The organism is Caballeronia sp. LZ016 (genome assembly GCF_031450805.1).
Classification (GTDB): domain Bacteria; phylum Pseudomonadota; class Gammaproteobacteria; order Burkholderiales; family Burkholderiaceae; genus Caballeronia.
The window spans coordinates 1082097-1102452 of record NZ_JARTVY010000001.1; the positions used below are offsets into that span (position 1 = coordinate 1082097).

General features: G+C 60.7%; 26 protein-coding genes. All 26 read left to right on the forward strand.

Going from position 1 to position 20356, the window contains the following annotated elements; translation table 11 throughout:
- Window positions 1-18: 18 nt before the first annotated feature.
- The 26 genes from rpoC to rpmD all read left to right on the forward strand — a co-directional run bounded on the left by rpoC (window position 19) and on the right by rpmD (window position 20348).
- Window positions 19-4260, forward strand: a complete 4242-nt coding sequence (rpoC, locus tag P9220_RS05150; RefSeq protein WP_309763884.1) for a DNA-directed RNA polymerase subunit beta' — start codon at window positions 19-21, stop codon at window positions 4258-4260.
- 178 nt (window positions 4261-4438) lie between these two features.
- On the forward strand, window positions 4439-6286 hold the full coding sequence (recQ, locus tag P9220_RS05155) for a DNA helicase RecQ (RefSeq protein WP_309763885.1): 1848 nt from the start codon (window positions 4439-4441) through the stop codon (window positions 6284-6286).
- A 217-nt stretch (window positions 6287-6503) separates the two neighbouring features.
- Window positions 6504-6884 carry a 30S ribosomal protein S12 gene (rpsL, locus tag P9220_RS05160; protein ID WP_006053290.1) on the forward strand — a complete coding sequence of 127 codons (381 nt, stop codon included), beginning with the start codon at window positions 6504-6506 and terminating at the stop codon, window positions 6882-6884.
- Window positions 6885-7062: 178 nt separating this feature from the next.
- A complete protein-coding gene (gene rpsG, locus P9220_RS05165) occupies window positions 7063-7533 on the forward strand; it encodes a 30S ribosomal protein S7 (protein ID WP_006053291.1) in 471 nt (156 codons plus the stop codon).
- 129 nt (window positions 7534-7662) lie between these two features.
- Window positions 7663-9765: an elongation factor G gene (gene fusA, locus P9220_RS05170; protein ID WP_309763886.1), complete on the forward strand. Its 2103-nt coding sequence runs from the start codon at window positions 7663-7665 to the stop codon at window positions 9763-9765.
- 67 nt (window positions 9766-9832) lie between these two features.
- The gene (gene tuf, locus P9220_RS05175) at window positions 9833-11023 is read left to right on the forward strand and encodes an elongation factor Tu (RefSeq protein WP_309763880.1); all 1191 of its coding nucleotides are present in this window, start codon (window positions 9833-9835) and stop codon (window positions 11021-11023) included.
- Between the two features lie 139 nt (window positions 11024-11162).
- The gene (gene rpsJ, locus P9220_RS05180) at window positions 11163-11474 is read left to right on the forward strand and encodes a 30S ribosomal protein S10 (protein ID WP_006998489.1); all 312 of its coding nucleotides are present in this window, start codon (window positions 11163-11165) and stop codon (window positions 11472-11474) included.
- 198 nt (window positions 11475-11672) lie between these two features.
- Window positions 11673-12332, forward strand: a complete 660-nt coding sequence (gene rplC, locus P9220_RS05185; protein WP_040050487.1) for a 50S ribosomal protein L3 — start codon at window positions 11673-11675, stop codon at window positions 12330-12332.
- A complete protein-coding gene (gene rplD, locus P9220_RS05190) occupies window positions 12332-12952 on the forward strand; it encodes a 50S ribosomal protein L4 (RefSeq protein ID WP_035967598.1) in 621 nt (206 codons plus the stop codon). The genes rplC and rplD overlap by 1 nt, the downstream gene beginning before the upstream one ends.
- Window positions 12949-13263 (forward strand): 50S ribosomal protein L23, encoded by a 315-nt coding sequence (gene rplW / locus P9220_RS05195; protein ID WP_035967599.1) that lies wholly within the window; start codon window positions 12949-12951, stop codon window positions 13261-13263. The genes rplD and rplW overlap by 4 nt, the downstream gene beginning before the upstream one ends.
- Before the next feature lie 2 nt (window positions 13264-13265).
- Window positions 13266-14093 carry a 50S ribosomal protein L2 gene (rplB, locus tag P9220_RS05200; protein WP_309763887.1) on the forward strand — a complete coding sequence of 276 codons (828 nt, stop codon included), beginning with the start codon at window positions 13266-13268 and terminating at the stop codon, window positions 14091-14093.
- Window positions 14094-14103: 10 nt separating this feature from the next.
- Window positions 14104-14379 (forward strand): 30S ribosomal protein S19, encoded by a 276-nt coding sequence (gene rpsS / locus P9220_RS05205; RefSeq protein WP_008343850.1) that lies wholly within the window; start codon window positions 14104-14106, stop codon window positions 14377-14379.
- A gap of 12 nt (window positions 14380-14391) precedes the next feature.
- Window positions 14392-14721 (forward strand): 50S ribosomal protein L22, encoded by a 330-nt coding sequence (gene rplV / locus P9220_RS05210; RefSeq protein WP_007730533.1) that lies wholly within the window; start codon window positions 14392-14394, stop codon window positions 14719-14721.
- Window positions 14722-14732: 11 nt separating this feature from the next.
- On the forward strand, window positions 14733-15533 hold the full coding sequence (gene rpsC / locus P9220_RS05215) for a 30S ribosomal protein S3 (protein WP_309763888.1): 801 nt from the start codon (window positions 14733-14735) through the stop codon (window positions 15531-15533).
- A gap of 2 nt (window positions 15534-15535) precedes the next feature.
- Window positions 15536-15952 carry a 50S ribosomal protein L16 gene (gene rplP / locus P9220_RS05220; RefSeq protein WP_035967605.1) on the forward strand — a complete coding sequence of 139 codons (417 nt, stop codon included), beginning with the start codon at window positions 15536-15538 and terminating at the stop codon, window positions 15950-15952.
- Between the two features lie 10 nt (window positions 15953-15962).
- Window positions 15963-16157: a 50S ribosomal protein L29 gene (gene rpmC / locus P9220_RS05225; RefSeq protein ID WP_035967606.1), complete on the forward strand. Its 195-nt coding sequence runs from the start codon at window positions 15963-15965 to the stop codon at window positions 16155-16157.
- Complete coding sequence (rpsQ, locus tag P9220_RS05230) at window positions 16154-16426, forward strand: 30S ribosomal protein S17 (protein ID WP_035933074.1); 273 nt, start codon at window positions 16154-16156, stop codon at window positions 16424-16426. Before rpmC ends, rpsQ begins: the two co-directional genes overlap by 4 nt.
- Before the next feature lie 297 nt (window positions 16427-16723).
- Complete coding sequence (rplN, locus tag P9220_RS05235) at window positions 16724-17092, forward strand: 50S ribosomal protein L14 (RefSeq protein ID WP_006998478.1); 369 nt, start codon at window positions 16724-16726, stop codon at window positions 17090-17092.
- 9 nt (window positions 17093-17101) lie between these two features.
- The gene (gene rplX, locus P9220_RS05240) at window positions 17102-17410 is read left to right on the forward strand and encodes a 50S ribosomal protein L24 (protein WP_309763889.1); all 309 of its coding nucleotides are present in this window, start codon (window positions 17102-17104) and stop codon (window positions 17408-17410) included.
- Window positions 17411-17424: 14 nt separating this feature from the next.
- Complete coding sequence (gene rplE, locus P9220_RS05245; protein WP_061138390.1) at window positions 17425-17964, forward strand: 50S ribosomal protein L5; 540 nt, start codon at window positions 17425-17427, stop codon at window positions 17962-17964.
- Between the two features lie 7 nt (window positions 17965-17971).
- Complete coding sequence (gene rpsN, locus P9220_RS05250; RefSeq protein ID WP_061126156.1) at window positions 17972-18277, forward strand: 30S ribosomal protein S14; 306 nt, start codon at window positions 17972-17974, stop codon at window positions 18275-18277.
- 14 nt (window positions 18278-18291) lie between these two features.
- Window positions 18292-18687, forward strand: a complete 396-nt coding sequence (gene rpsH, locus P9220_RS05255; RefSeq protein ID WP_035967610.1) for a 30S ribosomal protein S8 — start codon at window positions 18292-18294, stop codon at window positions 18685-18687.
- Window positions 18688-18706: 19 nt separating this feature from the next.
- Window positions 18707-19240 (forward strand): 50S ribosomal protein L6, encoded by a 534-nt coding sequence (rplF, locus tag P9220_RS05260; RefSeq protein ID WP_309763890.1) that lies wholly within the window; start codon window positions 18707-18709, stop codon window positions 19238-19240.
- A 12-nt stretch (window positions 19241-19252) separates the two neighbouring features.
- Window positions 19253-19618, forward strand: coding sequence for a 50S ribosomal protein L18 (gene rplR, locus P9220_RS05265; RefSeq protein WP_035967614.1), 366 nt, complete (start codon window positions 19253-19255; stop codon window positions 19616-19618).
- 14 nt (window positions 19619-19632) lie between these two features.
- Entirely contained in the window at window positions 19633-20151 is a 519-nt protein-coding gene (gene rpsE, locus P9220_RS05270) for a 30S ribosomal protein S5 (protein ID WP_244793886.1), read from the forward strand.
- Between the two features lie 14 nt (window positions 20152-20165).
- Window positions 20166-20348 (forward strand): 50S ribosomal protein L30, encoded by a 183-nt coding sequence (gene rpmD / locus P9220_RS05275; protein ID WP_035967615.1) that lies wholly within the window; start codon window positions 20166-20168, stop codon window positions 20346-20348.
- The last annotated feature ends 8 nt before the right edge of the window (window positions 20349-20356 follow it).

Sequence of the window (20356 nt, forward strand, 5' to 3'; positions counted from 1 at the left end):
GACTACGGAGAGAAAGCAATGAAAGCTCTGCTCGATCTATTCAAGCAAGTCCAACAAGAAGAAGTTTTTGATGCGATCAAGATCGGCCTCGCGTCGCCCGACAAGATCCGTTCGTGGTCGTTCGGCGAAGTGAAGAAGCCGGAGACCATCAACTACCGCACGTTCAAGCCGGAGCGGGATGGTCTGTTTTGCGCGAAGATTTTCGGGCCGATCAAGGACTACGAGTGCCTGTGCGGCAAGTACAAGCGCCTGAAGCACCGTGGCGTGATCTGTGAAAAGTGCGGCGTCGAAGTGACGCTGGCGAAGGTGCGCCGTGAGCGGATGGGCCACATCGAGCTGGCCTCGCCGGTCGCGCACATCTGGTTCCTGAAGTCGCTGCCGTCGCGTCTGGGCATGGTGCTCGACATGACGCTGCGCGACATCGAGCGCGTGCTGTACTTCGAAGCCTACGTGGTCATCGATCCGGGCATGACGCCGCTGAAAGCGCGGCAGATCATGACCGAAGAGGATTACTACAACAAGGTCGAAGAGTACGGCGACGAATTCCGTGCCGAGATGGGCGCGGAAGGCGTGCGCGAGCTGCTGCGCGCGATCAACATCGACGAACAGGTCGAAACGCTCCGCACCGAACTCAAGAACACCGGTTCGGAAGCGAAGATCAAGAAGTACGCGAAGCGCCTGAAGGTGCTCGAGGCGTTCCAGCGTTCGGGCATCAAGCCTGACTGGATGGTGCTCGAAGTGCTGCCGGTGCTGCCGCCGGAACTGCGTCCGCTCGTGCCGCTGGACGGCGGCCGTTTCGCGACCTCGGACCTGAACGACCTGTATCGCCGCGTGATCAACCGTAACAACCGGTTGAAGCGTCTGCTCGAACTGAAGGCGCCTGAGATCATCGTCCGCAACGAAAAGCGGATGCTGCAGGAAGCCGTCGATTCGCTGCTCGACAACGGTCGTCGCGGCAAGGCCATGACCGGCGCGAACAAGCGTCCGCTGAAGTCGCTCGCCGACATGATCAAGGGCAAGGGCGGTCGTTTCCGTCAGAACCTGCTCGGTAAGCGTGTCGACTACTCGGGCCGTTCGGTCATCGTCGTGGGCCCGACGCTCAAGCTGCATCAGTGCGGCCTGCCGAAGCTGATGGCGCTCGAACTGTTCAAGCCTTTCATCTTCAACAAGCTGGAAGTGATGGGCGTCGCGACGACCATCAAGGCCGCGAAGAAGGAAGTCGAGAACCAGACGCCGGTGGTGTGGGACATCCTCGAAGAGGTGATCCGCGAGCATCCGGTCATGCTGAACCGCGCGCCGACGCTGCACCGTCTTGGCATTCAGGCTTTCGAGCCCGTGCTGATCGAAGGTAAGGCAATTCAGCTGCACCCGCTCGTTTGCGCGGCGTTCAACGCCGACTTCGACGGTGACCAGATGGCCGTGCACGTGCCGCTGTCGCTCGAAGCGCAGATGGAAGCGCGCACGCTCATGCTGGCGTCGAACAACGTCCTGTTCCCGGCCAACGGCGATCCGTCGATCGTGCCGTCGCAGGATATCGTGCTGGGCCTGTACTACGCGTCGCGTGAAGCAGTGAACGGCAAGGGCGAAGGCCTGACGTTCACGGGCGTGTCGGAAGTCATCCGCGCGTACGAGAACAAGGAAGTCGAGCTGGCTTCGCGCGTCAACGTCCGCATTACCGAAATGGTGGCGAACGAAGACCAGAGCGAAGGCGCGCCGAAGTTCGTGCCGAAGGTCACGCTGTACGCGACCACGGTCGGCCGTTCGATCCTGTCGGAAATTCTGCCGCCGGGGCTGCCGTTCTCGGTGCTGAACAAGCCGCTCAAGAAGAAGGAAATCTCGCGCCTGATCAACACGGCGTTCCGCAAGTGCGGTCTGCGCGAGACGGTGATTTTCGCCGACCAGCTGATGCAGATGGGTTTCCGCCTCGCAACGCGCGCCGGCATCTCGATTTGCGTGGACGACATGCTCGTGCCGCCGCAGAAAGAGACGATCGTCGGCGACGCCGCGAAGAAGGTGAAGGAGTACGACCGTCAGTACATGTCGGGTCTCGTCACCGCGCAGGAACGCTACAACAACGTGGTCGACATCTGGTCGGCGACGTCGGAAAGCGTCGGCAAGGCGATGATGGAGCAGCTCGCAACCGAGCCCGTGGTGGATCGCGAAGGCAAGGAAACGAAGCAGGAGTCGTTCAACTCCATCTACATGATGGCCGACTCGGGCGCACGTGGCTCCGCCGTGCAGATTCGTCAGCTCGCCGGTATGCGTGGCCTGATGGCGAAGCCGGACGGCTCGATCATCGAAACGCCGATTACCGCGAACTTCCGCGAAGGCCTGAACGTGCTGCAGTACTTCATCTCGACGCACGGCGCACGTAAAGGTCTGGCGGATACGGCGCTGAAGACGGCGAACTCGGGTTACCTGACGCGTCGTCTCGTCGACGTGACGCAGGATCTCGTCGTGGTCGAAGACGATTGCGGTACGTCGAACGGCGTCGCGATGAAGGCGCTGGTCGAAGGCGGTGAAGTTGTCGAAGCGCTGCGTGACCGTATCCTCGGTCGCGTCGCGGTGGCGGACGTCGTCAATCCGGAAACGCAAGAGACGATGTACGCGTCGGGCGAACTGCTCGACGAAGACGCGGTGGAAGAGATCGAACGCCTCGGCATCGACGAAGTCCGCGTGCGCACGCCGCTGACCTGCGAAACGCGTTATGGCCTTTGCGCCGCGTGCTACGGCCGCGACCTGGGTCGTGGCTCGCGCGTGAACGTCGGCGAAGCGGTCGGTGTGATCGCGGCGCAGTCGATCGGCGAACCGGGCACGCAGCTCACGATGCGTACGTTCCACATCGGTGGTGCGGCATCGCGTGCGGCAGTGGCATCGACGGTCGAAGCGAAGTCGAACGGTACGGTGCGTTTCACGGCCACGATGCGCTACGTCACCAACGCGAAGGGCGAGCAGGTCGTCATCTCGCGTTCGGGCGAAGCGATCATCGCGGACGACTTCGGTCGCGAGCGTGAGCGTCACAAGGTGCCGTACGGTGCGACGCTGCTGCAGCTCGACGGCGCGCAGATCAAGGCCGGCGCGCAACTCGCGCAGTGGGACCCGCTGACGCGTCCGATCATCACCGAGTGGGGCGGTACGGTGAAGTTCGAGAACGTCGAAGAAGGCGTGACGGTTGCCAAGCAGATCGACGACGTGACCGGTCTTTCGACCCTCGTCGTGATCGATGCGAAGCGCCGCGGTTCGCAGGCCGGCAAGAGCGTGCGTCCGCAGGTCAAGCTGCTCGACGCGAACGGCGAGGAAGTGAAGATCCCGAACACCGAGCATTCGGTGCAGATCGGCTTCCAGGTCGGCGCACTGATCACCGTGAAGGATGGTCAGCAAGTGCAGGTCGGTGAAGTGCTCGCACGTATTCCGGTTGAAGCGCAGAAGACGCGCGACATTACCGGTGGTCTGCCGCGTGTGGCCGAACTGTTCGAAGCGCGCTCGCCGAAGGACGCCGGCATTCTGGCGGAAGTCACGGGCACGACGTCGTTCGGTAAGGACACGAAGGGCAAGCAGCGTCTCGTCATCACGGACCTCGAAGGCAATCAGCACGAGTTCCTGATCGCGAAGGAAAAGCAGGTGCTGGTGCACGATGGTCAGGTCGTCAACAAGGGCGAAATGATCGTCGACGGTCCTGCCGATCCGCACGACATCCTGCGTCTGCAGGGTATCGAGGCGCTGTCGCGCTACATCGTGGACGAAGTGCAGGACGTGTACCGTCTGCAAGGCGTGAAGATCAACGACAAGCACATCGAAGTGATCGTGCGTCAGATGCTGCGCCGTGTGCAGATCACCGACAACGGCGATACGCGCTTCATTCCGGGCGAACAAGTCGAGCGATCGGACATGCTCGACGAGAACGACCGCATGATCGCGGAAGACAAGCGTCCGGCGACCTACGAGAACGTGCTGCTGGGTATCACGAAGGCGTCGCTGTCGACGGATTCGTTCATCTCGGCGGCGTCGTTCCAGGAAACGACTCGCGTGCTGACCGAAGCCGCGATCATGGGCAAGCGCGACGATCTGCGCGGGCTGAAGGAAAACGTGATCGTCGGCCGTCTGATTCCGGCCGGTACGGGTCTCGCGTTCCACAAGGCGCGCAAGACGAAGGAGTCGGCGGATCGCGAACGCTTCGACCAGATCGCTGCCGAAGAGGCATTCGATTTCGGTACGCCGGAAGCACCGGCAACGGAGCAGCAGCCGCATACCAACGAGTAAGCGAGCCGCGTTTCTCGCAGCACCATCGAACCGCCCGGTACGCCGGGCGGTTTTTTTTGACCTCACGTTTCTCAGCGCATCTCGTCCGAATGGCCAACGTCGCGATCAATGCGGTGTCGTTCGAGCGTGCGTTGATAAAATCGCGTATCCCTCCATGCCGCAGTTCGCGCCTCCCCCTATGACCCGTTCGCTCCAGATCCTCAATGAAGTTTTCGGCTATCCGGCGTTTCGCGGACAGCAGGCGGAGATCGTCGAGCACGTTGCCAACGGTGGCGATTCCCTGGTGCTCATGCCCACGGGCGGCGGTAAATCGCTGTGCTACCAGATTCCGTCGCTGGTGCGGAAGGAAGCGGGCTTCGGCGCGGGCATCGTCGTCTCGCCGCTGATCGCGCTGATGCAGGATCAGGTCGCGGCGCTCACCGAACTCGGCGTGCGTGCCGCATATCTCAATTCGACGCTGTCGGGCGCAGAAGCGGCCGCAACCGAGCGCGCGCTGCGCAACGGCGCGATCGACCTGCTCTATGTGGCGCCGGAGCGCCTCATGACGCCGCGCTTCCTCGACCTGCTCGAGAGTTCGCCGGTCGGCCTGTTCGCGATCGACGAGGCGCACTGCGTCTCCCAGTGGGGCCACGATTTCCGGCCCGAGTACATTCAGCTTTCGGTGTTGCACGAGCGGTTTCCGAACGTTCCGCGGATCGCGCTGACGGCGACGGCCGACGCGATCACGCGCGACGAGATCGTGCATCGGCTGGCGCTCGACGACGCGCGCATCTTCGTGTCGAGCTTCGACCGGCCGAATATCCGCTATCGGATCGTCGAAAAGGATAACGCGCGCTCGCAACTGCTCGACTTCATTCGCGCCGAACACACGAACAGCGACGGCACGACGGACGCGGGCGTGGTTTATTGCCTCTCGCGCCGCAAGGTGGAGGAAACCGCCGACTGGCTCAAAGGGCAGGGCGTTCGCGCGCTGCCCTACCACGCGGGCATGGAGTTCGAAACGCGGCAGAGGCATCAGGAGATGTTCCAGCGCGAGGAAGGCATCGTGATGTGCGCGACGATCGCGTTCGGCATGGGCATCGACAAGCCGGATGTGCGTTTCGTCGCGCACCTGGATCTGCCGAAGAGCGTCGAGGGCTACTATCAGGAAACCGGGCGTGCCGGCCGCGATGGCATGCCCGCGAACGCATGGATGGCCTACGGCCTCGGCGATGTCGTGCAGCAACGCAAGATGATCGACGAGTCCGATGCCGACGACGCTCACAAGCGCGTTCAGGGCGGCAAGCTGGATGCACTCCTGGGCCTCTGTGAAGCTGCGACGTGCCGTCGCGTTCGCCTGCTCGCATACTTCGGCGAGACGAGCAAGCCATGCGGAAATTGCGATACCTGTCTGGAGCCGCCCGCGTCCTTCGATGCCACCCGCGAAGCGCAGATGGCGCTGTCGTGCGTCTACCGCGCACACAAGGCGAGTGGCTTCCATTTCGGCGCGGGGCATCTGATCGACATTCTGCGCGGGACGCGTAGCGAGAAGGTACTGCAGCGCGGCCACGAGAAGATCTCTACGTTCGGCGTCGGAGCAGCGCTGTCCGAGCAGGAATGGCGCGCGGTGTTCCGGCAACTCGTCGCGTTCGGCTATCTGGCCGTCGATCACGACGGCTTCGGCGCGCTCGTTCTCACCGACGCGAGCAAGCCCGTGCTGAAGGGCGAAGAGCGTGTCACGCTTCGCAAATATGTGAAGCCGGTGCGCAATCGGCAATCATCGGGGCGCACCGGCGAACGCGCCGATCCGACGGCGGGCATGTCGCCCCGCGAAAAGGCGCGTTGGGATCGCTTGCGGACCTGGCGTGCCGAAACCGCCAAAAGCGACGGCGTGCCGGCGTATGTCATCTTCCACGACGCGACGCTCGCCGAAATCGCCCGCAGCGATCCCGATAGCATCGACGATTTGCGTCATATCCCCGGCATCGGCGTACGAAAACTCGAGCGTTTCGGCGATGAACTTCTGGACGTGGTCGGCGCGGACTGATGGTCTCCCGCCGCGCGGTGCATTAATTCACGCAACGTGTTGACCGGATTGGGATTTTCAGAATATCATGCTAGGTTCTCGTTCTTGGGGTGATTTCGGGCGCGGCCTAAAGCCGGTCAGTTCGGGCGAAGCCCTATACGAGAAGGTCAGACGCGCGGTTCTTCACGCTTTGCCCGTTCGGAATCGCGCCGATTTTGTTCATTTTTAGGATTAGACAATGCCAACCATCAATCAACTGGTTCGCAAAGGCCGCACGTCGGAAACGACGAAGAGCAAGTCGCCGGCCCTGCAGGACTGCCCGCAGCGTCGTGGCGTGTGCACGCGCGTGTACACCACGACGCCGAAGAAGCCGAACTCGGCACTTCGTAAGGTCGCCAAGGTGCGCCTGACGAACGGCTTCGAAGTCATTTCGTACATCGGTGGTGAAGGCCACAACCTGCAGGAACACTCGGTCGTGCTGATTCGCGGCGGCCGTGTCAAGGACTTGCCGGGTGTGCGTTACCACATGGTTCGCGGCTCGCTGGATACCCAGGGCGTCAAGGATCGTAAGCAGGCTCGCTCGAAGTACGGTGCGAAGCGTGCCAAGGCTGGCAAGTAATAGCCGGCTTTTGCAGTAGTTTCAGGTCGCCGCAAGGCGGTTAAGGCGGTGGTGCCGGAAGTGCCGGTGCTGTCGAGTAAGTGGTCACCCGGCCAAGCTGGTTTAGTCGAGAGATGGATCGGGTTAGTTGGTGGCCGCGGAGCGAAAACGCTCCAACTGAAAAAGTAAAGGAAGAATCATGCCGCGTCGTCGCGAAGTCCCCAAGCGGGAAGTGTTGCCGGATCCGAAGTTCGGCAACGTAGATGTAGCCAAGTTCATGAACGTGCTGATGCTCTCCGGCAAGAAGTCGGTTGCCGAGCGTATCGTGTACGGCGCTTTTGAGCAGATCCAGACCAAGGGTGGCAAGGACCCGCTGGAAGTGTTCACGGTCGCGCTCAACAACGTGAAGCCGGTGGTCGAAGTGAAGAGCCGTCGCGTTGGTGGTGCGAACTATCAGGTTCCGGTCGAAGTGCGTCCCTCGCGTCGTATGGCATTGGCGATGCGTTGGTTGCGCGAAGCCGCGAAGAAGCGCAGCGAAAAGTCGATGGCCCTGCGCCTGGCAGGTGAGCTCTCCGAAGCGGCTGAAGGCCGCGGCGGCGCGATGAAGAAGCGCGACGAAGTTCACCGCATGGCAGAGGCCAACAAGGCATTCTCGCATTTCCGTTTCTAAGCTCCCGCTCGTAGGGCAAACGGAAAAATCAGGGCGGGTGCGCTTTTCCAGGCGCCTCGCCCGTTTGTGTTAGGGCGCTGCCGGCTCATAAGCAATGATCCGGCGCGTCGACCGAATAAAGGATCCCAAGTGGCTCGCAAGACACCTATCGAGCGCTACCGCAACATCGGTATTAGCGCTCACATCGACGCCGGCAAGACGACGACGACCGAGCGCATCCTGTTCTACACGGGCGTGAACCACAAGATCGGTGAAGTTCACGACGGCGCAGCAACGATGGACTGGATGGAGCAGGAGCAGGAGCGCGGCATCACCATCACGTCGGCTGCTACCACGGCCTTCTGGAAGGGCATGGGCGGCAACTATCCCGAGCACCGCATCAACATCATCGACACCCCGGGGCACGTCGACTTCACGATCGAAGTGGAGCGCTCGATGCGCGTCCTCGACGGCGCGTGCATGGTCTACTGCGCGGTCGGCGGCGTGCAGCCGCAGTCGGAAACCGTGTGGCGTCAGGCGAACAAGTACAAGGTTCCCCGTCTCGCGTTCGTCAACAAGATGGACCGTACGGGCGCGAACTTCTTCAAGGTCTATGACCAGTTGAAGACGCGTCTGAAGGCGAACCCGGTTCCCGTCGTCGTGCCGATCGGCTCGGAAGAGAACTTCAAGGGCGTCGTCGATCTGCTGAAGATGAAGGCGATCATTTGGGACGAAGCGTCGCAAGGCACGAAGTTCGACTACGTCGACATCCCGGCTGAGCTCCTCGACTCGTGCAACGAGTGGCGCGAGAAGATGATCGAGTCGGCTGCTGAAGCCAGCGAAGAGCTGATGGAAAAGTACCTCGGCGGCGAAGAGCTGAGCGAAGCGGAAATCGTCAAGGCGATCCGCGACCGGACCATCGCGTGCGAAATCCAGCCGATGCTGTGCGGCACCGCGTTCAAGAACAAGGGCGTGCAGCGCATGCTCGACGCGGTCATCGACTTCCTGCCGTCGCCGGTCGACATTCCGCCGGTCACGGGTGAACTGGAAAGCGGCGAAAAGGCCGAGCGCCGCGCTGCCGACGACGAGAAGTTCTCGGCGCTGGCGTTCAAGATCATGACGGACCCGTTCGTCGGTCAGCTGATCTTCTTCCGCGTGTATTCGGGCATCGTGAATTCGGGTGACACCATCCTGAACGCGACCAAGGACAAGAAGGAACGTCTGGGTCGTATTCTGCAGATGCACGCGAACCAGCGCGAAGAAATCAAGGAAGTGCGCGCGGGCGACATCGCTGCAGCCGTCGGCCTGAAGGAAGCGACCACCGGCGACACGCTCTGCGATCCGCAAAGCCCGATCGTCCTGGAACGCATGATTTTCCCGGAACCGGTGATTTCGCAGGCAGTCGAGCCGAAGACGAAGGCTGACCAGGAGAAGATGGGCCTGGCGCTGAACCGTCTCGCGCAGGAAGACCCGTCGTTCCGCGTCCAGACGGACGAAGAATCGGGCCAGACCATCATTTCGGGCATGGGCGAGCTCCACCTCGAAATTCTGGTCGACCGGATGAAGCGCGAATTCAACGTGGAAGCGACCGTCGGGAAGCCGCAGGTTGCGTACCGCGAAACCATTCGCACGACGGCCGCCGATGTCGACGGCAAGTTCGTCAAGCAGTCGGGCGGTCGCGGCCAGTACGGTCACGCGGTCATCACGCTGGAGCCGAACGAGCAGGGCAAGGGCTACGAGTTCCTGGACGAGATCAAGGGCGGCGTGATTCCGCGCGAATACATCCCGGCCGTGGACAAGGGTATCCAGGAAACGCTGAAGTCGGGCGTGCTAGCTGGCTTCCCCGTCGTGGACGTGAAGGTTCACCTGACGTTCGGTTCGTACCACGACGTCGACTCGAACGAAAACGCGTTCCGCATGGCCGGCTCGATGGCCTTCAAGGAAGCAATGCGCAAGGCAAGCCCGGTCATCCTCGAACCGATGATGGCCGTGGAAGTCGAAACGCCGGAAGACTACATGGGCAACGTGATGGGCGACCTGTCGGGCCGTCGCGGTATCGTCCAGGGCATGGAAGACATGGTTGGCGGCGGCAAGATCGTGCGCGCCGAAGTGCCGCTGTCCGAAATGTTCGGCTATTCGACGTCGCTGCGGTCGCTGACGCAAGGCCGTGCTACGTACACGATGGAGTTCAAGCACTATGCTGAAGCTCCGCGTAACGTCGCCGACGCGATCATCAACGCCAAGGGTAAGTAATACCCGCAAGTCATTCGGCGCGAGCCACAAGCTTTAACCGACAAACAATCTTTGAACGAAGGTAATCATGGCAAAAGGTAAATTCGAGCGGACCAAGCCGCACGTGAACGTGGGCACGATCGGTCACGTTGACCACGGCAAGACCACGCTGACGGCAGCGATCACGACGGTGCTGACCAAGAAGTTCGGCGGCGAAGCGAAGGCATACGACCAGATCGATGCAGCGCCGGAAGAAAAGGCGCGTGGTATCACGATCAACACCGCGCACGTCGAGTACGAAACGGCTAACCGCCACTACGCACACGTCGATTGCCCGGGCCACGCCGACTACGTGAAGAACATGATCACGGGCGCAGCGCAAATGGACGGCGCGATCCTGGTGTGCTCGGCCGCTGACGGCCCGATGCCGCAAACGCGTGAGCACATCCTGCTGGCGCGTCAGGTCGGCGTGCCGTACATCATCGTGTTCCTGAACAAGTGCGACATGGTCGACGACGCCGAGCTGCTCGAGCTGGTCGAAATGGAAGTGCGCGAGCTGCTGTCGAAGTACGACTTCCCGGGCGACGACACCCCGATCGTCAAGGGTTCGGCAAAGCTGGCGCTGGAAGGCGACACGGGCGAGCTGGGCGAAGTGGCGATCATGAGCCTGGCCGACGCGCTGGACACCTACATCCCGACGCCGGAGCGCGCAGTCGACGGCTCGTTCCTGATGCCGGTGGAAGACGTGTTCTCGATCTCGGGTCGCGGCACGGTGGTGACGGGTCGCGTCGAGCGCGGCGTGGTGAAGGTCGGTGAGGAAATCGAAATTGTCGGTATCAAGCCGACGGTGAAGACCACCTGCACGGGCGTGGAAATGTTCCGCAAGCTGCTCGACCAGGGTCAGGCAGGCGACAACGTCGGTATTCTGCTGCGCGGCACGAAGCGTGAAGACGTCGAGCGTGGCCAGGTGCTGGCCAAGCCGGGTTCGATCACCCCGCACACGCACTTCACCGCTGAAGTGTACGTGCTGAGCAAGGACGAAGGCGGCCGTCACACGCCGTTCTTCAACAACTACCGTCCGCAGTTCTACTTCCGTACGACGGACGTGACGGGCTCGATCGAGCTGCCGAAGGACAAGGAAATGGTGATGCCGGGCGACAACGTGTCGATCACGGTCAAGCTGATCGCCCCGATCGCCATGGAAGAAGGTCTGCGCTTCGCTATCCGTGAAGGCGGCCGTACCGTCGGCGCAGGTGTCGTTGCGAAGATTATCGAGTAAAATCTCGGTCTTACTCGAAGTCGTAGTACAGAAGTAATGTGACCGGGGCCGGGTGTTCGCCCTCAGCGAATGCCCGGCCCCTCGCTCTTTTGCCAAATCGGCGGCGCAATACCGCCTCGCTCTTTTCTAAGGAATCGTCATGCAGAACCAGAAAATCCGCATTCGTCTGAAGGCTTTCGACTATCGCCTGATCGATCAATCGGCAGCCGAGATCGTCGATACGGCGAAGCGGACTGGCGCGATCGTCCGTGGCCCGGTGCCGCTGCCGACGCGTATTCAACGTTTTGACATTCTGCGTTCGCCGCACGTCAACAAGACGTCGCGCGACCAGCTCGAAATCCGTACGCACCAGCGCCTGATGGACATCGTCGATCCGACCGACAAGACGGTCGACGCGCTGATGAAGCTCGATCTGCCGGCCGGTGTGGACGTCGAAATCAAGCTGCAGTAAGCCTACAAAGCTCCGCCGGCGTGCCGGACGGAGCTAAGTCTTTGATTGCTTGCGGAAAACGAAAGGCCTTGTTATACTCCAAGGCTTTTCGCGCATTTGCGCAAAAAAGTCTGTCGGGTTTTCGGGCGTAAGTCACTTGAACGCGGCGGGCATTTTGTAATCAGCCCCGACCAATCGCAGTCGGGAATGGAGAAAACGATGAGCCTTGGACTCGTAGGTCGCAAGGTTGGCATGACCCGTATCTTCACGCCTGAGGGGGATTCGATCCCCGTCACCGTGCTGGACGTGTCGGACAACCGCGTGACGCAGATCAAGACCGTTGAAACGGATGGTTATACCGCCGTTCAGGTTGCATTCGGTACTCGCCGCGCATCGCGCGTGACGAAGCCGCTGGCGGGCCACCTCGCCAAAGCCGGCGTTCAAGCCGGTGAAATCCTCAAGGAATTCCATATCGACGCAGCCAAGGCAGGTGAACTGTCGAACGGCGCCGTCGTCGGTACGGACATTTTCGAAGTCGGCCAGAAGGTTGATGTGCAAGGCACGTCGATCGGTAAGGGCTACGCCGGTACCATCAAGCGCTACAACTTCGCCTCGGGCCGCGCAACGCACGGTAACTCGCGTTCGCACAACGTTCCGGGTTCGATCGGTATGGCGCAGGATCCGGGTCGGGTGTTCCCCGGCAAGCGCATGACGGGTCACCTCGGTGACGAAACCGTCACGGTCCAGAATCTCGAAATCGCCCGCATCGACGCTGAGCGCAATCTGCTGCTCGTTCGCGGTGCTGTTCCGGGTGCGAAGGGCGGCAAGGTCTTCGTGACCCCGGCTGTCAAGACGCGTGCTGTGAAAGGAGCGAAATAATGGAACTTAAGCTCCTGAATGCCAATGGTCAGGAAGGCGCTGGCGTGACCGCATCGGACGTCGTGTTCGGTCGCGATTACAACGAAGCCCTGATTCACCAGGTCGTGGTGGCTTATCAAGCCAACGCGCGCAGCGGCAACCGTGCTCAGAAGGACCGTGAGCAGGTCAAGCACACCACCAAGAAGCCGTGGCGTCAGAAGGGTACGGGCCGCGCTCGTGCCGGTATGTCGTCGAGCCCGTTGTGGCGTGGCGGTGGTCGCATTTTCCCGAACTCGCCGGAAGAAAACTTCTCGCACAAGGTCAACAAGAAGATGCATCGCGCAGGCCTCTGCTCGATCTTCTCGCAGTTGGCTCGCGAAGGCCGCATCTCGGTGGTCGAGGATCTCGCGCTCGAAGCGCCGAAGACCAAGCTGTTGGCCGAAAAATTCAAGGCGATGGGTCTCGACTCCGTGTTGGTCATCACCGATACGGTTGACGAAAACCTGTACCTCGCGTCGCGCAACCTGGCCCACGTGGCGGTTGTCGAGCCGCGTTACGCCGACCCGCTCTCGCTGATCTACTTCAAGAAGATTCTGATCACGAAGGCTGCGGTCGCTCAGATCGAGGAGTTGCTGTCATGAGCGAAGTTCGCAAAAACGATCATCGTTTGATGCAAGTTCTGCTCGCGCCGGTGATCTCCGAAAAGGCGACGCTGGTTGCCGACAAGAACGAACAAGTCGTGTTCGAAGTCGCGCCGGACGCCACGAAGCAGGAAGTCAAGGCTGCTGTCGAGCTGCTGTTCAAGGTCGAAGTCAATTCCGTCAACGTGCTCGTCACGAAGGGCAAAGCCAAGCGCTTTGGCCGCTTCAACGGCAAGCGCAAGGACGTGAAGAAGGCGTACGTCTGCCTGAAGCCCGGCCAGGAAATCAACTTTGAAGCGGAGGCCAAGTAATCATGGCAATCGTGAAAGTTAAGCCGACCTCGCCGGGTCGCCGCGCGATGGTCAAGATCGTCAACAAGGATCTGCATAAGGGCAAGCCGTTCGCAGCGCTGCTCGACTCGCAATCCAAGTCGGCGGGCCGTAACAACAACGGCCGTATCACCACGCGTCACCAGGGCGGTGGTCACAAGCAACACTACCGTATCGTCGATTTCCGTCGCAACAAGGACGGCATTCCGGCGAAGGTCGAGCGTCTCGAGTACGACCCGAACCGTAGCGCGAACATTGCGCTGGTTTTGTACGCAGACGGCGAGCGTCGCTACATCATTGCGCCGAAGGGCGTGACGGTTGGCACGCAGCTGATGTCCGGCTCGGAAGCGCCGATTCGCGCAGGCAACACCCTGCCGATCCGCAATATTCCGGTCGGTACGACGATCCACTGCATCGAAATGCTGCCGGGCAAGGGTGCGCAGATCGCGCGTTCGGCTGGTACGTCGGCCATGTTGCTGGCTCGCGAGGGCGTCTACGCACAGGTCCGCCTGCGCTCGGGCGAAATCCGCCGCGTGCACGTCGAGTGCCGTGCGACGATCGGTGAAGTGGGTAACGAAGAGCACAGCCTCCGTCAGATCGGTAAGGCCGGTGCGAACCGCTGGCGCGGTATTCGTCCGACGGTGCGCGGTGTTGCGATGAACCCGATCGATCACCCGCACGGTGGTGGTGAAGGCCGCACGGCTGCAGGTCGCGATCCGGTGAGCCCGTGGGGCACGCCGACGAAGGGCTACCGCACCCGCAGCAATAAGCGCACGACGACGATGATCGTCCAGCGCCGTCACAAGCGTTAAGGAGTAGGCAATGACACGTTCTGCTAAAAAAGGTCCGTTCTGCGACGCTCATTTGCTGAAGAAAGTTGAGGCGGCTGCGTCCACGCGTGACAAGAAGCCGATCAAGACCTGGTCGCGTCGTTCGACGATTCTGCCGGACTTCATCGGTCTGACGATCGCTGTTCACAACGGCCGTCAGCACGTTCCGGTGTACGTCACGGAAAACATGGTCGGCCACAAGCTTGGCGAGTTCGCACTGACCCGTACGTTCAAGGGTCACGCGGCCGACAAGAAGGCCAAGAAATAAGGGGCTATCAAGATGGAAGTGAAAGCAATTCATCGCGGTGCCCGCATCTCGGCGCAGAAAACGCGCCTTGTGGCTGACCAGATTCGTGGTTTGCCGGTCGACAAGGCGCTGAACGTTCTGACGTTCTCGCCAAAGAAGGCGGCGGGTATCGTCAAGAAGGTCGTGCTGTCTGCGATCGCGAATGCGGAACACAACGAAGGCGCCGATATCGACGAGCTCAAGATCACGAGCATCTACGTCGACAAGGCCGCTTCGCTGAAGCGTTTTACCGCGCGCGCAAAGGGTCGTGGTAACCGCATCGAGAAGCAATCCTGTCACATCACTGTGACGGTCGGGAATTAAGGAGCCATACGATGGGACAGAAAATTCATCCGACTGGCTTCCGTTTGGCCGTCAGCCGCAATTGGGCTTCGCGCTGGTACGCGAACAACAACAATTTCGCGGCGATGTTGCAGGAAGACATCGGTGTTCGTGACTACCTGAAGAAGAAGCTGAAGAACGCGTCCGTCGGCCGCGTGGTGATCGAGCGTCCTGCAAAGAACGCACGCATCACGATTTTCAGCTCGCGTCCGGGTGTCGTGATCGGCAAGAAGGGCGAAGACATCGAACTGCTGAAGTCCGAGCTGCAAAAGCGCATGGGCGTTCCGGTTCACGTCAACATCGAAGAAATCCGCAAGCCGGAAACCGATGCTCAACTGATCGCCGATTCCATCACGCAGCAGCTCGAGCGCCGGATCATGTTCCGCCGCGCGATGAAGCGTGCGATGCAAAACGCGATGCGTCTTGGCGCCCAAGGCATCAAGATCATGAGCGCGGGCCGTCTGAACGGTATCGAGATTGCACGTACCGAGTGGTATCGCGAAGGCCGCGTGCCCCTCCATACGCTGCGTGCCGATATCGACTACGCGACGTCGGAAGCGAAGACCACGTACGGCATCATCGGCGTGAAGGTGTGGGTCTACAAGGGCGACACCCTCGGTCGTAACGAAGCGCCGGTGGTGGAAGAAGTCGCGGAAGAGAAGCGTCCGCGTCGCAACGCACGTCCGGGTGGCGATCGCCGTCCGCGCCGTGACGGTGAAGGTGCGCCGGCTGGTGCACGCCGCGGCGGCCCCCGTCGTGGTGGCGCCGGTGGTGACGCGAAGAGTGGAGAATAACGATGCTGCAACCGAAACGCAGAAAGTATCGCAAAGAGCAGAAGGGTCGTAACACCGGCAAGGCGACGCGCGGCAACGCAGTGTCGTTCGGTGAATACGGTCTGAAGGCTATCGGTCGCGGCCGTTTGACCGCGCGTCAGATCGAAGCGGCGCGTCGTGCCATGACGCGTCACATCAAGCGTGGCGGCCGGATCTGGATCCGCATTTTCCCGGACAAGCCGATTTCGCAAAAGCCGGCTGAAGTACGTATGGGTAACGGTAAGGGCAACCCGGAGTACTACGTCGCGGAAATTCAACCGGGCAAGATGCTGTACGAAATGGACGGTGTCTCCGAAGAACTGGCGCGCGAAGCGTTCCGTCTGGCTGCAGCCAAGCTGCCGCTCAAGACGAACTTCGTCATCCGCCAGCTCGGCGCCTAAGGAGTAAACGATGAAGGCATCTGAACTTCACCAGAAGGACCAGGCCGCGCTCAACCAAGAGCTGTCGGACCTGCTTAAGGCGCAATTCGGCCTGCGCATGCAACTCGCGACCCAGCAGCTTACGAACACGAGCCAGCTGAAGAAGGTTCGTCGCGACATCGCACGTGTGCGGACTGTCCTGACTGAAAAGGCGAACCAGAAATGAACGATAGCGTAAAAACCTCGCTCAAGCGGACGCTGGTCGGCAAGGTCGTCAGCAACAAGATGGACAAGACGGTTACCGTGCTGGTCGAGCACCGCGTCAAGCACCCGATCTACGGCAAGTACGTCGTGCGTTCGAAGAAGTATCACGCGCATGACGACGCAAACACGTACAACGAGGGCGACCTCGTTGAAATCCAGGAAACGCGTCCGATTTCGAAGACGAAGGCCTGGGTTGTGTCGAAGTTGCTCGAAGCAGCTCGCGTGATCTGAAGTAGAAGTACCGCGACGCAGTAGGTCGTAAGTGTCGCAGTAAGTTTCGCTTGCAAGACCGAGATTATTTGCTATAATCTCGGTCTTCCCTCTTTGTGGGAGCCCCGTCGCGGGCGAAATTGGTGGGGGAAGCCGGTTCAGGCGCCAGCCTGTATCGACAGATTCACCGGATTGCGATGGCGGGTTTCGTCTGCCCTCGCTGCCTGTTCTAACCCAAGCAGCCGAATGGCTGACGGGACCAAGACTGACCGGATGTGCCATGGTGGTGCGACCGGATTAAGTTGGGAAAGATAAACCATGATCCAGACCGAAACTCGGCTTGAAGTGGCCGACAACACGGGTGCACGTGAAGTCATGTGCATCAAGGTGCTCGGCGGCTCGAAGCGTCGTTACGCTAGCATTGGCGACATCATCAAGGTGACCGTCAAGGAAGCGACGCCGCGCGGACGCGTGAAGAAGGGCGAAATTTATAACGCCGTGGTCGTTCGCACGGCCAAGGGCGTGCGTCGCCAGGATGGCTCGCTTATCAAGTTCGACGGCAATGCCGCCGTTCTTTTGAATACGAAGCTCGAGCCGATCGGCACGCGTATCTTCGGGCCGGTCACGCGTGAACTGCGTAGCGAACGATTCATGAAGATCGTTTCGCTCGCGCCGGAAGTGCTGTAAGGAGTCGCGATGAACAAGATTCGCAAGGGTGACGAAGTCATCGTCATCACCGGCAAGGACAAGGGCAAGCGCGGCACCGTGCTGGTCGTTGCGGAAGACCGTGTGACGGTCGAGGGTATCAACCTCGTCAAGAAGCACGTGAAGCCGAACCCGATGAAGGGAACGACGGGCGGTGTGGAAGCCAAGTCGATGCCGCTGCATATTTCGAACGTCGCACTGGTCGACGCGAATGGCAAGGCGTCGCGTGTTGGCATCAAGGTCGAAGACGGCAAGAAGGTTCGCTTCTTGAAGTCGACCGGCGCCACGCTTAACGCCTGATGCGGAGTTAAAAAATGGCTCGTCTGCAAGAAATTTACAAAGAGAAGGTTGTACCGGAACTCGTCGAAAAGTTCGGTTACAAGTCGGTCATGGAAGTGCCGCGCCTCACCAAGATCACCCTGAACATGGGTCTTGGCGAAGCCGTCGCTGACAAGAAGGTCCTTGAGCACGCCGTTGGCGACCTCACGAAGATCGCTGGCCAAAAGCCGGTTATCACCAAGTCGCGTAAGGCAATCGCTGGTTTCAAAATCCGCGAAGGCTACCCGATTGGCACGATGGTTACCCTGCGTGGCAATGCCATGTACGAATTCCTGGACCGTTTCGTGACAGTGGCGCTGCCTCGCGTGCGCGACTTCCGTGGCGTGTCGGGCAAGGCGTTCGACGGCCGTGGTAACTACAACATCGGTGTGAAAGAGCAGATCATTTTCCCCGAAATCGACTACGACAAGATCGACGCGCTGCGTGGGCTGAACATCAGCATCACGACGACTGCGAAGACCGACGAAGAAGCAAAGGCGCTGCTCGCCGGCTTCAAGTTCCCGTTCAGAAACTGAGGTTACCGTGGCTAAACTGGCACTGATCGAACGTGAAAAGAAGCGCGCGCGCCTGGCAGCCAAGTACGCTCCGAAGCGTGCTGAGCTGAAGGCTGTGATCGACGACGCAAGCAAGTCGGACGAAGAGCGTTACTTCGCCCGCCTGGCGCTGCAACAACTGCCGCGTAACTCGAACCCGACTCGCAAGCGTAACCGCTGCGCGATCACGGGCCGCCCGCGTGGCACGTTCCGCAAGTTCGGACTCGCGCGTAACAAGATTCGTGAAATCGCGTTCCGCGGCGAAATCCCTGGCCTCACCAAGGCGAGCTGGTAATAGGAGAAACATAAATGAGCATGAGTGATCCTATCGCCGATATGCTGACTCGCATCCGCAATGCGCAGATGGTCGAGAAGGTTTCGGTGACTATGCCCTCGTCGAAAGTCAAGGTTGCGATTGCGCAGGTTTTGAAGGACGAAGGTTATATCGACGACTTCGCAGTGAAGGCTGAAGGTGCGAAGACGGAATTGAATATCGCGTTGAAGTACTACGCTGGCCGTCCGGTTATCGAGCGCCTCGAGCGCGTTTCGAAGCCTGGTCTGCGCGTGTACCGCGGTCGCAACGACATCCCGCAGGTCATGAACGGCCTGGGCGTTGCAATCGTGTCGACGCCGAAGGGTGTGATGACCGACCGCAAGGCGCGCCAGAACGGCGTCGGCGGCGAAGTCATCTGCTACGTCGCTTAACGCCGAAGGGAGAGGAAACATGTCTCGAGTAGGTAAAAGCCCGATCGCGCTGCCGCAAGGCGCGGAAGTGGCCGTCAAGGGCGACGTCATCACCGTGAAGGGTCCGCTCGGCACGATTTCGCAAGCGGCCAATCCGCTCGTGAACGTGGCGAACGAGAACGGCACGCTGAACTTCGCGCCGGCTAACGAAAGCCGCGAAGCAAACGCGATGTCCGGCACGATGCGCGCCCTGGTGGCGAACATGGTGTTCGGCGTCACCAAGGGTTTCGAGCGCAAGCTGACGCTGGTTGGCGTTGGTTATCGTGCGCAAGCGCAAGGCGACAAGCTGAACCTGTCGCTGGGTTTCTCGCACCCGGTGGTGCACCAGATGCCGGAAGGCGTCAAGGCTGAAACCCCGTCGCAGACCGAAATCGTGATCAAGGGGATCGACAAGCAGAAAGTCGGACAAGTCGCTGCAGAAGTGCGCGGCTATCGTCCGCCGGAGCCCTACAAGGGCAAGGGCGTGCGCTATTCCGACGAGGTCGTGATCCTCAAAGAAACGAAGAAGAAGTAAGGGTGCGCAATCATGGATAAGACTCAATCTCGCCTGCGCCGCGCTCGTCAGACGCGTATCAAGATCGCTGAGCTGCAGGTCGCGCGTCTCGCCGTGCATCGCACGAATACGCACATCTACGCGCAAGTGTTCTCGGCATGCGGCACGAAAGTGCTGGCCAGCGCATCGACGCTGGAAGCCGAAGTTCGCGCTGAGCTGGCCGACAAGTCGGGCAAGGGCGGCAACATCAACGCTGCAACCCTGATCGGCAAGCGTATTGCCGAGAAGGCCAAGGCTGCCGGCATCGAATCCGTCGCCTTTGACCGCTCGGGTTTCCGCTACCACGGCCGCGTGAAAGCGCTGGCTGACGCGGCGCGCGAAGCCGGGCTCAAGTTCTAAGGGAAGAATTCGTCATGGCAAAGATGCAAGCGAAAGTTCAGGCTGACGAACGCGACGACGGCCTGCGCGAAAAGATGATTTCGGTCAACCGCGTGACCAAGGTCGTGAAGGGTGGCCGGATTCTCGGCTTCGCCGCACTGACCGTGGTTGGCGACGGTGATGGCCGCGTCGGCATGGGCAAGGGCAAGGCGAAGGAAGTTCCGGTTGCCGTTCAGAAGGCAATGGAACAAGCCCGCCGCAACATGTTCAAGGTGCCGCTCAAGAACGGTACGTTGCAACACGAAGTGCACGGCAAGCATGGCGCTTCCGCAGTCCTCCTCGCTCCGGCGAAGGATGGTACGGGCGTGATCGCCGGCGGTCCGATGCGCGCAGTGTTCGACGTGATGGGCGTGCAGAACGTGGTGGCCAAGAGCCACGGCTCGACGAACCCGTACAACCTCGTTCGTGCAACGCTCGACGGTCTGCGCAAGCAGTCGACCCCGGGCGACATCGCGGCGAAGCGCGGCAAGTCCGTCGAAGATATTTTGGGCTAAGCCTCGAGGTCATCATGTCTGAGAAAACTGTCAAGGTTCAGCTCGTCAAGAGCCTGATCGGGACTCGCGAAACGCACCGCGCGACGGTGCGTGGCCTCGGCCTGCGCCGCCTCAACTCGGTTAGCGAGCTGCAGGACACGCCGGCTGTGCGCGGGATGATCAACAAGGTCGCGTACCTCGTTAAGGTCATCGGCTAAGCGGCCGA